This is a genomic window from Desulfoprunum benzoelyticum, from assembly GCF_014201505.1.
In the GTDB taxonomy this organism is placed as follows: Bacteria; Desulfobacterota; Desulfobulbia; order Desulfobulbales; family Desulfocapsaceae; genus Desulfoprunum; species Desulfoprunum benzoelyticum.
The window spans coordinates 14,897-27,445 of sequence record NZ_JACHEO010000024.1 but is presented as its reverse complement, the minus strand read 5'-3'; the positions used below and the strand labels follow the sequence as shown (position 1 = coordinate 27,445).

13 protein-coding genes are annotated in these 12,549 nt (G+C 62.9%); 5 read left to right on the top strand and 8 right to left on the bottom strand.

Annotated elements, in window-relative coordinates; genetic code table 11:
* Nucleotides 1-135: 135 nt before the first annotated feature.
* From HNQ81_RS15235 to HNQ81_RS15205, 7 genes are all read right to left on the bottom strand, one after another.
* Nucleotides 136-1,287 carry a diguanylate cyclase gene (locus HNQ81_RS15235; RefSeq protein WP_183352172.1) on the bottom strand — a complete coding sequence of 384 codons (1,152 nt, stop codon included), beginning with the start codon at nucleotides 1,285-1,287 and terminating at the stop codon, nucleotides 136-138.
* 107 nt (nucleotides 1,288-1,394) lie between these two features.
* Nucleotides 1,395-2,195 (bottom strand): HesA/MoeB/ThiF family protein, encoded by an 801-nt coding sequence (locus HNQ81_RS15230; RefSeq protein ID WP_183352171.1) that lies wholly within the window; start codon nucleotides 2,193-2,195, stop codon nucleotides 1,395-1,397.
* A gap of 2 nt (nucleotides 2,196-2,197) precedes the next feature.
* Nucleotides 2,198-2,422, bottom strand: a complete 225-nt coding sequence (locus HNQ81_RS15225) for a MoaD/ThiS family protein (RefSeq protein ID WP_183352170.1) — start codon at nucleotides 2,420-2,422, stop codon at nucleotides 2,198-2,200.
* A complete protein-coding gene (locus HNQ81_RS15220) occupies nucleotides 2,422-4,149 on the bottom strand; it encodes an aldehyde ferredoxin oxidoreductase C-terminal domain-containing protein (RefSeq protein WP_183352169.1) in 1,728 nt (575 codons plus the stop codon). Before HNQ81_RS15220 ends, HNQ81_RS15225 begins: the two co-directional genes overlap by 1 nt.
* A gap of 87 nt (nucleotides 4,150-4,236) precedes the next feature.
* Nucleotides 4,237-6,162: a molybdopterin biosynthesis protein gene (locus tag HNQ81_RS15215; protein ID WP_183352168.1), complete on the bottom strand. Its 1,926-nt coding sequence runs from the start codon at nucleotides 6,160-6,162 to the stop codon at nucleotides 4,237-4,239.
* Complete coding sequence (locus HNQ81_RS15210) at nucleotides 6,159-7,421, bottom strand: molybdopterin molybdotransferase MoeA (protein WP_183352167.1); 1,263 nt, start codon at nucleotides 7,419-7,421, stop codon at nucleotides 6,159-6,161. Before HNQ81_RS15210 ends, HNQ81_RS15215 begins: the two co-directional genes overlap by 4 nt.
* Nucleotides 7,414-8,019, bottom strand: coding sequence for a hypothetical protein (locus HNQ81_RS15205; RefSeq protein WP_183352166.1), 606 nt, complete (start codon nucleotides 8,017-8,019; stop codon nucleotides 7,414-7,416). Before HNQ81_RS15205 ends, HNQ81_RS15210 begins: the two co-directional genes overlap by 8 nt.
* 176 nt (nucleotides 8,020-8,195) lie before the next feature.
* Here HNQ81_RS15205 and gpmI point away from each other — a divergent pair, with 176 nt between their 5' ends.
* The 3 genes from gpmI to HNQ81_RS15190 are packed head-to-tail and all read left to right on the top strand — an operon-like array spanning nucleotide 8,196 to nucleotide 10,857.
* Nucleotides 8,196-9,824 (top strand): 2,3-bisphosphoglycerate-independent phosphoglycerate mutase, encoded by a 1,629-nt coding sequence (gene gpmI / locus HNQ81_RS15200; protein WP_183352165.1) that lies wholly within the window; start codon nucleotides 8,196-8,198, stop codon nucleotides 9,822-9,824.
* Between the two features lie 35 nt (nucleotides 9,825-9,859).
* A complete protein-coding gene (locus tag HNQ81_RS15195) occupies nucleotides 9,860-10,408 on the top strand; it encodes a DarP family protein (protein WP_183352164.1) in 549 nt (182 codons plus the stop codon).
* Complete coding sequence (locus HNQ81_RS15190; protein ID WP_183352163.1) at nucleotides 10,405-10,857, top strand: DUF3465 domain-containing protein; 453 nt, start codon at nucleotides 10,405-10,407, stop codon at nucleotides 10,855-10,857. Before HNQ81_RS15195 ends, HNQ81_RS15190 begins: the two co-directional genes overlap by 4 nt.
* Before the next feature lie 66 nt (nucleotides 10,858-10,923).
* Here HNQ81_RS15190 and HNQ81_RS15185 read toward each other — a convergent pair whose 3' ends face one another.
* Nucleotides 10,924-11,457 carry a C40 family peptidase gene (locus tag HNQ81_RS15185; protein WP_183352162.1) on the bottom strand — a complete coding sequence of 178 codons (534 nt, stop codon included), beginning with the start codon at nucleotides 11,455-11,457 and terminating at the stop codon, nucleotides 10,924-10,926.
* A gap of 264 nt (nucleotides 11,458-11,721) precedes the next feature.
* Between HNQ81_RS15185 and HNQ81_RS15180 the strand changes: the two genes are divergently transcribed.
* Both HNQ81_RS15180 and HNQ81_RS15175 read left to right on the top strand, forming a co-directional pair.
* Nucleotides 11,722-11,943, top strand: coding sequence for a hypothetical protein (locus tag HNQ81_RS15180; RefSeq protein WP_183352161.1), 222 nt, complete (start codon nucleotides 11,722-11,724; stop codon nucleotides 11,941-11,943).
* Between the two features lie 12 nt (nucleotides 11,944-11,955).
* Entirely contained in the window at nucleotides 11,956-12,537 is a 582-nt protein-coding gene (locus HNQ81_RS15175) for a thioredoxin family protein (RefSeq protein ID WP_183352160.1), read from the top strand.
* Nucleotides 12,538-12,549 lie beyond the last annotated feature (12 nt).

Here is a 12,549-nt window from a genome sequence, read left to right as displayed (position 1 = left end):
CACTGCGAGCCTGTCCTGCAATAATATGCTATCAGCTGCAAAAGGGAAAAAACAGGAAAAATCAGCTGCAAAAGGGAAAAACAGAAAAATCCGGCTGTCGACCATCCCGGTCGATACCGGCGGGGTGAGTCGCACTCAGGCACCCTCTTTGAGGAACTGGGCGATCTCGGCGGTGGCGATTTTTTCCATTTCCTTGAAGGAGAAGGCCATCCCGATATCGTAACTGTTCGGCCCGAACGATTCGATCCTGACGATCGTGCCGATGAGGAGGAGCGGCGCATTATTCCTGCCGGTGATGCTCACCTGGACATGGGCGCCGACCGGCAGCGGGGTGTCGTTTTCGAACAGGATTCCGCCGATACCGATATTCTTGCTTTTTCCCTCGTAGGCCTGCGAATCATTGAATCCCATCTCCTTGATGAGGACGGGCTGCATCAATTTGACCCGGAGGTAACGCCGCTTGTCCTTCTTGAACAGGCAGATGGTGTTCTTTCCCGATCCTTTAGCCATGTAGGTGGCGCTGTCGGCCATGTGCAGCAGGTCGGCCGGTTCGGTGGCATTGAGGGGGCAGGAGGCCAGGCCGCCGCTGACGGTCAGTCTGTAGGTGAGGTCGTGGGCCGTAAACTCTTCCTTCTCCACCTCCTGACGAATCCGGTCGGCGAGGATGAAGGCGTTGATGCTTTCGGTATGGGGCATCAGCAGAACGAACTCCTCGCCGCCGTAACGGGCGGCGAGATCGCTGTCGCGTTTCGTTTTTTTGATGATGGCGCCGATTTTTTTCAGGGCGACGTCACCGACGATATGGCCGTGGGTGTCGTTGATCGTCTTGAAGTCGTCGACATCGAGAAAGAGGACCGAGAGATCGGTGTTGTACCTCTTGGCCAGCGAGATCTGATGCGCGAAGGCCTCGTCGAAGTATAACCGGTTGAAGAGTCCGGTGAGGCCGTCATACATCGATTCGTAGACGATCCTCTCAAAGGAGTCGACTTCGACGAGACGGGGATGTGGCAGATACCTGGTCTCAGAACGCAGGAAATCGCACATCGCCGTCATCAGATCAACATTTCTGCCGAGAATCCGGCTGAGCTGCTGTCGGCGGTAGAGTACTTGCCGCCAGTAGTCTTCGGCGGTGTCGCGGGGGAGGTCGATGCCGGCCAGGGTTTGGAAGATGGACCGGCAGACCATTGGCCCGTGCTCGTGCTGGAGTTGAGCCAGTCTCTCGATAAACTGATCGTCGTCGGCGGCGGTGTTTCTGCCGTCGACGATGGCGGCCCGCAAGCTGTCCATACGCCTCTCTGACTGAATGTGAGTGTAAAATCGAAAGAGTATCAGTATCCGTCGACTCTACCAGAAACGGCAAAATCGGGGCAACAGGAAAGTCCCCGGCGAAATTGTCAGGCGGGGATGTGTTCGAAGACGTCTTCGAGCAGATCGCACAGCATCCAGTTCCTTCCCAGCGGTGAGTCGACGCCGAGGATCAGCTTGCAGGTCTCTGCCGCCTGGATGGCGGCGATCACGGTCACGGTCGGGGCGAGAACATTGACGGGCGGTTTGCTGGCCGAGTCTTCGCGCACATTGGGATACAGGGTGGCGATGAGCCGGTTGCGGGCGGTGGCGACCCCGGTCTGGCCGTGCCAGTCGCGGACGGCGCCATGGACCAGCGGCCGGTCCAGATTGGTGCAGTGGGCCGCCAGTTCCAGCCGCTTGCCGGCGTCGTCGAGCCCGTCAACGACAATGTCGACGGCCTCGATGTCGGCTTCGGTAAAGGGACGAACAACCGCCTCGACGACGACCGCGGGATTGATCGAGCTGATCGCTCTCCGGGCGGACTCGGTCTTCGGACGGCCGAGGCTGTCGATGGTGGCGAACCTCTGGCGGTTGAGGTTGTGTTCCTCGAAGCAGTCAGGGTCAACCAGCCGCAGCCGGCCGATACCGAGTCGGGCCAGCAGCGCCGCGACCGTCCCGCCGAGCCCGCCGCAGCCGATGATTCCGACCCGGGCCTGCACCAGACTGAGTTGTTCCTGACAGCGAAGGCCGTTACGCAGATAGCGCAGCGGCATGATGTTGAGGTGCAGGGCCTGTTCCTCGATCTCCGGCAAAGGGCGGCGAAATGTCGCCGCCGCCTCACGGGCATCGGCCAGGGCGATAGTGCCGGAGGCGGCTCGTTGGCGGAGGAAATCGCCCAGCCGGTTCAATCTCAGCCTCCGCCGATGACCGGAAAGATGGCGACGACATCGCCATCGCCGATCGGGGACTCAAGGCTGCGCTGCAGGGAGTTGATCATCACCACCCCGACCTCGTCACGGCCGATGCCGAGTTCGTCGACGACATCACCGACCACCGTTCCCGCCGGGTACTCTCTGCCCTCTTCCTTGAACCGGCCATCGCGGAAGAAGGCAAAGAGTTTGACCGTAACTTGCATCAGAAGTTCCAGAATGTGTCGATTTCTTCACCGCTGAAGTCGAAGACCACGTTGTGCGGCGGCAGCGGCTCGGTATAGAAGAATTCCGGCAGTCTGTCGTCGACGCTGGTGAAACCGGCGGCGATGTTGAAGGCCCGTTCGGTCTTGAGGATCGACTTGCCGAGGTTGACGACGTCGTCACCGACCAGCGAGGTGCCGAAGCGGGCGTTGATCAGGTCGATCAGGGCCGGCAGGCAGGTCTGGTCGTCAAGGGCGGCAAAGGCGATGAACAGGCACATCCCGGTCGAGTCGATGGCCGCCGTGGCGATCTGGAGGTTGCGCGACAGCTCGACCTGGCCCTCCTTGGTCAGCGGATCGATCTTGCCGCCGACTCCGAGGATGTTGGTGGCGATGGTGTAGCCCATGGTGTGGTCGGCGCCCTGGGTCGAGGTGGCGTAGGTGATGCCTATGCCTTTGATCGCCCGCGGGTCGTAGGCCGGAATGGCCTGGTTCTTGACGGTCGGCACCCGGGTGACCCCGAAGGCCCGGCCGACGGCGCCGGCGCCGCCCCCGATGATCCGGCCGAGGGCGGTCCCCTTGGCCACATCCTCTCTCAGGATCCGGCAGACCCCGGGGCCGTCGCCGAAGGGCAGCACCCCGGCCTCCATCGCCACGGCAAATGCCACCGGGGTCTCGATCGAGTCGATGCCGATGTCGTCCATGATGCGATCGGCCTCGGCGATATGGTCGAGGTTGTCGATGCAGCAGTCGGCGCCCATGGCCCAGATCGACTCGTACTCGAAGCCGGAGGTGAGCTTTTTGCCGTCGGCGTCGTTGTAGATCTGCGAGCACTGGATGACGCAGCCGGGATGGCAGTTGTGCTTCGGCTTGCCGCCGCGGGCGACGATGGTGTCGTGCATCGTCTCGCCGGAGATCCTGTCATGGCCGTCGAACTGGCCTGAGGTGAAATTTCTGGTCGGCAGGGCGCCGGCCTCGTTGATGATGTTGACGAGGACGTTGGTGCCGTACTGGCCGAGGGCCTTGGAGACCGGGTGGTCGACCAGGGCCTTGGCAAAGGCGCGATTGGCGTCTCTGAATTTTGCCTGATCGGCGATATCGACTTTGCCGTCACCGGGGTCGATGGCGATGAATTTGATCTTTTTCGAGCCCATGACCGCGCCGAGCCCGCCGCGACCGCAGGAGCGCAGGCCGCCGTCAGGGTCCTTGACCGAGATATTGGCCGCGGCCATCCGCATCTCGCCGGCCGGGCCGATGGTGATGATGCCCGGTTTGCCCGGCAGTCGGGCGGTTACGGTTTCGACCACTTCGTAATTGCCCTTGCCGATCATCTCGTTCTCCTCGTTGATGACGACCCCTTCCGGGGTCACCGTCAGGCTGTACCAGCGATCGTTTCTGGGTTGACCCTCGATGATCAGGGCCTTGCATCCGCAGCGGGCGAGAAACTGGGCGCCGGAGCCGCCGGCGTTGGCCTCCTTGATGGTGCCGGTCAGCGGGCTCTTGGCCCCGACCGAGATGCGGCCGGAGTTGGCGGCGAGGGTGCCGGAAAGCAGGCCGGGGGCGAAGACCAGCTTGTTCTTTGGACCGAGCGGGTGGCAGGTCGGTTCGACCTCGGCGGCGACGACCGTCGAGGTCAGGCCGCGGCCGCCGTGTCCGGCCCAGGCGGCGGGTACGTCTTCGATGCCGGTGGTGAGATCGGTCATATTGATACGGAAAATTTTGTCGGTCATGGTGTTCCCCCTTGTCTTCATGGTTCAAGAGTCCACCCCGTGAGGGGATGGGTTGGAAAAATTTGATTTGATTGTGAGACGACAGTGTCAGCCCTGCTCGTACATGACCTTGCCGGAGTCACGCAGTTCGTAGCCGCCGAGGGCGAGGATCCGCTGCTGGAACGCCTGGTTGGTGCGGATCAGATGAAGGACCCGGGTGATCTTGTCATCATGAAGGAACTTTTTCGGGATGATCAGGTCGTACCGTTCTTCGGCCACCGGCACGAAATCGAGATCGAGGGCGACGGCGGCGGCGCGGATGCCCATGCCGGTGTCGGCGCTGCCGGAGGCGATGGCGGCGGCGACGCTCATGTGGGTGTACTCCTCCCGCTGATAGCCCTGGATCCGCTCCCGGCCGATCTTCAGATCGGCGAGGCACTTGTCGGTCAACAGCCGGGTACCGGCGCCGCCCTGACGATTGATGAAGAGATGGCCGTGTTCGGCGATATCGCCAAAGCCCTGGATGTTTTTCGGATTGCCCCTGGCCACCAGCAGGCCCTGTTCACGGTAGCAGAGATTGATCAGCTGCAGCGGAATATTGGCCAGAAATCGCTTGATATAGGCGACGTTGTATTCGCCGGTCGCCTCGTCGAGCAGGTGGGTGCCGGCGAGATGGGCCTCGCCGCGCTTGATCGCCATGATGCCGCCCATAGAGCCGACATGGGCGCTGGAAATGCGGATCAGTGGCCGTTCGGTGTGCAGTTGATTGGCCAGCAGGTCGAGGATGTTGTCATGGCTGCCGATGCAGACGAGGGTGGCGTCGACCTCGGCCTGGGGGCGCAGCAGTTCGATGGCGACCTTTTCGCCGGCGCCGATGCCTTCCTTGCCGGCGCCGATGGTCAGCAGGCCGTCGGCCCGCACCAGCGACATCACCGCCCCGGCGCCTTTGCCGACCGGAGTCGCCATCAGGATGTCGCCGACCCGGCCGAGGGTCACCCGGACGAACTCGTCGACCCCCATGTGCGAGTGGAACGGCCGCGAGATCGTGGCCTCGACCTCCGGTGGCGTGATTTTTTCCCGGCCGAGAAAGGCGGTGATCATGTCGCGGAGGAAGAGACGCATGGTCAGTACCGCCGAAACGGGATAGCCGGGCAGACCGATGACCGGGACGGCCCCGACGATCGCCAGGATCACCGGCTTTCCGGGTTTGATCGCCACCCCGTGGACGATGACCTTTCCGACCTCGGCGAGGACCTGGGAGGTATAGTCGCGGGTGCCGGCCGAGGCCCCGGCGTTGAGGATGACGATGTCGTTGTCGGCCACGGCCGCCAGGATGGCCTCCTTCAGCTTGAGCGGATCGTCGGGGATCGGGGCGCTGCGGCGGGCCACCGCCCCCCATTCGTTGAGGTAGCCGGCCAGGATCCGCGAGTTGAATTCGATGATCTGGCCCGGCTGGCCGACCTGCCCCGGCTGGATCAGCTCGCTGCCGGTGGGGATGGCGATCGCCTTCGGCGGGCACTGGACCCAGAGCTCCGTGACGCCGGTGGCCAGCATCGCCCCTTGGTCGATCGGCCGGACCTGGTGCCCTTCCGGCAAAATCAGCTCGGTGGCGACGATGTCCTCGCCGATGGTGCGGACATGCTGCCATGGGGTGGCCGGCAGAATCAGTTCCACCTCGTCGTCGCTGAGATAGTGGACATCCTCGATCATCACCACGGCGTTGCAGCCCTCAGGGATGGCGTTGCCGGTGTTGACCGGTGTGAAACGGGCGCGGCCGAGACGGACCGGGTTGCTCTCGCTGGCATTGGCGAGGTCGAGGAAATGGACGGCGATCCCGTCCATCGCCGCCGCATTGTAGGAGGGCGACGATCGCAGGGCGAAGACCGGGCGGGCCAGGATCCGGCCGAGACAGTCGTCGACGGCGATTTTCTGTTCCGGGCGGCGGTCAAAAAAACCGGCATCGGCAAGGGCCTGGTGCCAGATGGCCTTGGCCTCGTCCAGGGGTTTGTTGTCGAGATAGATGTTGCGTTTCATGAATAGAGGTGGACCGTGATAAGAGTATCCTGTGAAATCCCCTGACTGCTTTCGGGGATGATGAAGTAGCCGTGGGCCCGGGCCAGCGACGAAATGGCCCCGGATTTGCCCAGTACCGGCTCGGCGGCCCAGCTGTGATCCTCGCGGATCAGCCTGACCCGGACAATATCGCGGCGGCCGGCGGCCGAATTGATATTGCGGTCGAGCCGGGCGATAATCGTCGCCTCGGGCAACTGGTCCGTCACCCTCCCGGCCAGCCGGTCGATCGCCGGCCGGACGAAGAGGTCGAAGCAGACCATCGCCGATACCGGATGGCCGGGCAGGCCGAACACCGGTTTCATTCCGCTCAGGCCGATGATCACCGGTTTTCCCGGTTTCAGGGCGACGCCGTGAACCAGGATGCCGGGCGGATGAAGCTCGGCGATGGCCTGTTCGCCGAGATCGCGCATGCCGACGGAACTGCCGCCGGAGAAGAGGACGAGGTCATTGTCCGCCACCGCCTGCCGGAGGACCGGCATGAAGACCTCCCAGCGGTCGGAGACGATGCCGTAGTCGACGACGGCGGCCCCGACCCGCCGGACCTGACCGCCGAGGGCGATCTTGTTGATGTCCCGGATCTTCCCGGGAGCCGGGGTCTCGGTGAAGGGCACGATCTCGTCGCCGGTGGAGATGATGCCGACCGACACTGTCCGGGTCACGGTCACCGCGTCGATGCCAAGTCCGGCCAGCAGGCCGAGGTCCTGGGGCCGCAGCAGCTGACCTGCCGGCAGGGCCAGCTGGCCGTGGGCGATATCCTCGCCGCGGCCGAGGATGTTGACCCCCGGCCCGACCCCCTTGACGATTTCAACCATGGTGTCGTCGACCGGCACCGTATGTTCGAGCATGACCACCGCATCGGCGCCGTCGGGCAGCAGGCCGCCGGTCGGGATGCGATGGCAGGTCCCCTCCGTCACCCGGCCGTCAGGGGCCTCGCCCATGCTGATCTCGCCGGCGATCTGCAGGTAGCCGGGCATCGATTCGCTCGCCCCGAAGGTATCGGCGGCCCGGACGGCGAAGCCGTCCATCGTCGACCGGGCATGGGCGGGAAGGTCCTCGGGGGCGAAGATCGGCGCAGCCAGGACCCGGTCGAGGGCCTGATCCAGCGGGACGGTTTCCTGGTCGGGGATATGGGAGCCGAGGCAATCAAGAAGCACCTGCCGGGCCTCGTCGACCGGAATCAGGCCGGACCTCCCCAGCATGTCGCGGGTGGTATCAGTCATTGGCCGCCTCTCTGACGATCAGGGTGATGGTCTGCTCCTGTTCGAGCCAGACCGACATCGAGTCTGCGGTGATGGGTCGGCCGTCGAGGACGATGTGCCTGAGGCCGGCGGCCAGGGTCGGGTGAGTGGAGCAGAAGCCCCGCAGCACTGCGGCGTTGAGACGGATGCCCGCGGCCAGCAGGGCCGGGCCGCAATCCCTGGCGATGCTGTTGAAGAGCTTGAGGGTGATGGTGATGCTGCCCTGCTGGTGGTGATCCCGCCGTTCCGTCACTGTGGTGCGGAGGGCGGCATGGTAACTGTTTTTGCGCAGGATGGCCCCGGCCAGACCCGGCATCGCCGCCGACAGGGCGAGGACCGGATGATCGCCTTCGATCGGGGTTTCGAGATCGTCGATCGCCGTGCCGTCGAGGAAAATCGTCTGGATCACGTTGACGATGTAATCATGGTTGAAACCGGGCAGGGCATCAAGAAAGGAGCCGAGCGGGATGCCGGCCCGGGCCTTCACCAGAATGCCCCCTTGAAGGACGGTGGTGTAGAGCGGGATATCCTCGGGGTTGACCTGCAACTCGAGGCGGGAGAGGTCGGAAGAGCTGTTCATAATCACCTTGGCCAGGAATTAGCCGGTTGCAGGTTTTTCCGGGATGGCGTACGCTGCAATACGGTCGCGGAGTTCCTGCGATTATTGACATTTTCGGCAGTATATCATAAAAAGCTCCTGAAATACATGTGAAAAAATGGCGATCATCGCCAGGGACTACCGTTAAAGGAGGAAGAATGACAGAACTGACCTTGCAGCCGCTTTCCGGCTATTCCGCCTTCCCGGGACCGGTGGTAGCCGTCATCATGGATGGAATCGGTCTCGGTCCCGCAGATGACAGCAATGGCGTCCATGTTGCCTATACCCCCACCCTCGATCGCCTGTTCCAGGACAAGCTGATGTTCCGCCTCAAGGCCCACGGCAAGGCGGTCGGTCTCCCTGGCGATGGCGATATGGGCAACTCCGAGGTCGGCCACAATTCCCTCGGGGCCGGCCGGGTCTTCGCCCAGGGAGCGAAGCTGGTCAACGAGGCCATCGCCGGCGGGACGATCTTTACCGGTCGGACCTGGAAAGAGGTCATGGCGCGGGGAGGGCAGGGCGGTACGGTCCATTTCATCGGCATGGTTTCGGACGGCAATGTTCACAGTCATATCGAACAGTTGTATGCCCTCCTCGATCGCTGTGCCGCCGAGAAGGTCAAGCGGGTGCGGGTTCATGCCCTGATCGATGGCCGGGATGTCGGTGAGAAGAGCGCCCTCGACTACATCGTGCCGCTGGAGCAGCGGTTGGCGGCAATTTCCGGCAGTGGGCTCGATTATCGGATTGCCTCCGGCGGCGGCCGTATGGTCACGACGATGGACCGTTACAACGCCAACTGGCAGGTTGTGGAAAACGGTTGGAAGGCCCATGTCCTGGGGGAGGGGCGCCAGTTCACCGCCGCTTCCGAGGCGGTTGCCGCCTACTACGCGGAAGACCCGGCGATGACCGATCAGTACATGGCCAGTTTCGTCATTGCCGACGGCGGGACCCCGGTCGGGACGATAAACGATGGTGATGCGGTGATCCTGTTCAATTTCCGCGGCGATCGGGCGATCGAGATCTCCCGGGCCTTCGAAGAGGACGTTTTCACCGAGTTCGAGCGCGTCCGTCGACCCGACGTGCTCTACGCCGGAATGATGCAATATGACGGCGATGCCCTGATCCCGAAGCAGTACCTCGTCGAGCCGCCGGCCATCGACCGGACCCTCGGCGAATATCTCTGCGCCGCCGGCGTTACCTCCTACGCCATCTCCGAGACCCAGAAGTTCGGTCATGTCACCTACTTCTGGAACGGCAACAAGTCGGGCTACATCGACAAGAAGCTGGAGACCTACGACGAGGTGCCCTCAGACCGGATTACCTTCGACCTCCGGCCGTGGATGAAGGCGGCGGAGATCACCGACCGGGTGATCGAGGCCGTTGCCGGCGGCGGCTATAAATTCATTCGTCTCAATCTCGCCAACGGCGACATGGTCGGCCATACCGGGATCGAACCGGCGGTGCGGATCGCCGTCGAGACCGTCGATCTCTGCCTTGGCCGGATTCTCGCTGCAGTCGGGAAGGCCGGCGGCATCGCCCTGGTGACGGCCGATCACGGCAACGCCGACTGCATGTGGACGGAAAAGAAAGGCAAGCGGACGCCGATGGTCGCCCACACCCTCAATCCCGTGCCCTGCATCATCGTCGATTACAGCGGCAGCAACGCGTTTGTCGCCAGCGGCTGCGCCGATCCCGGGCTGTCGAACGTGGCGGCCACGGTCTGTAACCTGCTCGGCTATCAGGCGCCGGAGATCTATGATCCGTCGCTGGTCCGGCTGCAGCCGTAACGCATGGCGATCACCATCAACCCAACAGAGCCCCTATGACGGAAATCATCAGCAGGTCGGAGCAGAAACGCCGCCTCAAGCGGATCGAGGATACCGCCGCCGAGCTGGCCGACCTCACCAACAACGACCTCAAGGTCTTCCCCGGCAGTGACGAGATCAAACGGGAGATTCTCTCCATCCGCGAGCTCAAGGGCGGGGCCCGCAAACGGCAGATCAAACATCTGGCCAAGATCATGCGCCAGGATTCGCTCGATGCCGTGTATGACTTTCTTCAGCAGCGTAAGGGCTCGCAGCAGAAGATCATCCAGCTGCAGCATGAGGCCGAACACCTGCGTGATGCGATCATCAACGAGGCGATCGCCGACCAGGATCAGTGCCGGCAGCAGCAACGCGACTGGGAGCCGGGTTGGCCGAGCCCGGTCATCGAGGCGACACTGCGGCAGTATCCCGGTTTCGACGAGGAGGGGGCGCGCAACGCCGCCCACCAGTATGTGCGCAGCCGCAACCGGACGTACTACAAGGAACTGTTCCGGATCGCCAAGGCGGCCCTGGAACAGGATGAGATCCGCCGGAGGATGGCATGATCAGAAGGTTGGCGCTTTTCATCAGCCTGGTGGTGATTCTTGGCGGCTACACGGTCTTCACCCAGTACGGCAAGCAAGATCGGTTGCCGTCGGCAACGGCGGATCGGCAGGAGCAGACCGATGCCCTGCTTGCCCGTGCCCTTGCCGAGAGACTCAGCAATCTGCAGGTCGAAGGGCGGGGTGTGGTTGAAAAAATTTTGCCCGATGACAGAGACGGCAGCCGGCACCAGCGCTTCATCATGCGACTGGCCTCGGGGCAGACCCTGCTGGTCGCCCACAATATCGACCTCGCGCCGCGGCTGGAAGGACTCAAACGCGGGGACGAGGTCGACTTCGCCGGCGAATATGAATGGAATTCCCAGGGCGGCGTCCTCCACTGGACCCACCACGACCCTGAAGGCCAACATCCGGCCGGCTGGCTCCGTCACAAAGGCCGGACCTATCGCTAAGCCGCTGTCCGGGGCTTCTCTCTTCTGTTCGCAATCCTTGTCGAGATCCGGTCGGGGCTCCGGAAATCAGAATCTTCGTGCCGTTGAGAAGGTCCGGTCCCAGTAGGCCAGTTTCAGGTTCGAGACGGTCACCCCTTTGGTTGCCGAGGCATGGACGAACAAGCCGTCATCGAAATAGATGCCGACGTGTCGATCGAACAGGCCGGTACGGAAGAAGAGCAGATCGCCCGGTCGGAGGTCACCGCGCCGGACGGACCGGCCATGGTTCAGCTGGTCCTTCGTCGAGCGGCCGGGATTGAGACCGAAGAGCTGACTGTAGGTGAGCTGGATAAATCCGGAACAATCGACGCCGGCCGGTGACATTCCCCCGGGGCGATAGGGTGTTCCCCGCCATTTTTGGTAATGGGCCCGCAGGGCCTGTTTGACCCGGGCGCTGTCGGCCAGGGAGGCTTCGCGATAGACCACTTCTTTGTGGCCGCACGAGACGAGCAGCAGGGCCAGGAGCAAAGGGAGAAGGATACGGCTCATGGTTGTGAACGGTGAAGATGCGGCGACTCCAGGCAACGGGGCCGTCGGCGACAGGGTTTTGTTCCGGATCATGTCGATCTCCGTTGGTGGCCGGATCAGCCTGTTCAAACTGCTTATGTCGTCGATCATAGGGGAAAAATGAGATAGATTCAAGAAGTTCTCGGCGTTTGACCGTGGAAAACGGGGTGTACCCGCCGCCAAACGACTGCCTGGCGGCGGGTGCCGGGAGGATCGGGGGCTTGTCATCCCTGAGTTTGATTCTATAGTTTCGATAATTGCGCGGCGGGCGGTTCGCCGCCTGGTCCGTCAAACGCAACGCGAAGGAGTACGCACCATATGTCCATACGCCACCTGGCCCTCGATCTGTACCGGGCGCAGCAGAAGGTTGACAAGCTGGAGAAGGCCCTGGCGGCGGCGTCGCCGCGAGAGCTGGCCGCCGTGGAGGACGAGTTGCGGGTGGCGAGGGCTGATCTGCAGCTGCTGCGCAAGATGCTCGACGGCGAAAAGGAGACGGGCCTGACCCGCACCCGTTCGCTGTTTTCGGTCAAAAAGAGATGATGGAGGAAGCCTATGCCATTCACCCTGCCTCTCGGGAGCAGTCCCCCTGATTTCAGTCTTCCCGCCACCGACGGCACCACCTGTTCGCTCGCCAGCTTCGCCGAGGCGAAGGTGCTGGTGGTCTTCTTCACCTGCAACCACTGTCCCTATGTCCTCGGTTCCGACGAAACCACCCGCGAGACCGCGGAAAAATTCGCCGCCCGCGGGGTCAGATTTGTCGCGATCAACTCGAACAGCAAAAACACCTATGTCGAGGACGATTTCGCTCACATGGCGGCAAGGATGGCGGAGAACAGGTTTCCCTGGAAGTACCTGTACGACGAGACCCAGGAGGTCGCCCTGGCGTACGGCGCCCTGCGCACTCCGCACTTTTTCGTCTTCGATGGCGGCAGAAGATTGGTCTACTCCGGTCGGGGCGTCGACAATCCCCGCGATGTCAGCCGGATGACCGTCAACGATCTCGACCGGGTCCTCGACGAGGTCACCTCCGGCCGGCCGGTGTCGGTGCCCCTGACCAACCCGATCGGCTGCAACGTCAAGTGGGAAGGCAAGGACAGGCATTGGATGCCGGCCGATGCCTGCGATCTGGTCTGACTGCAGGTTTCC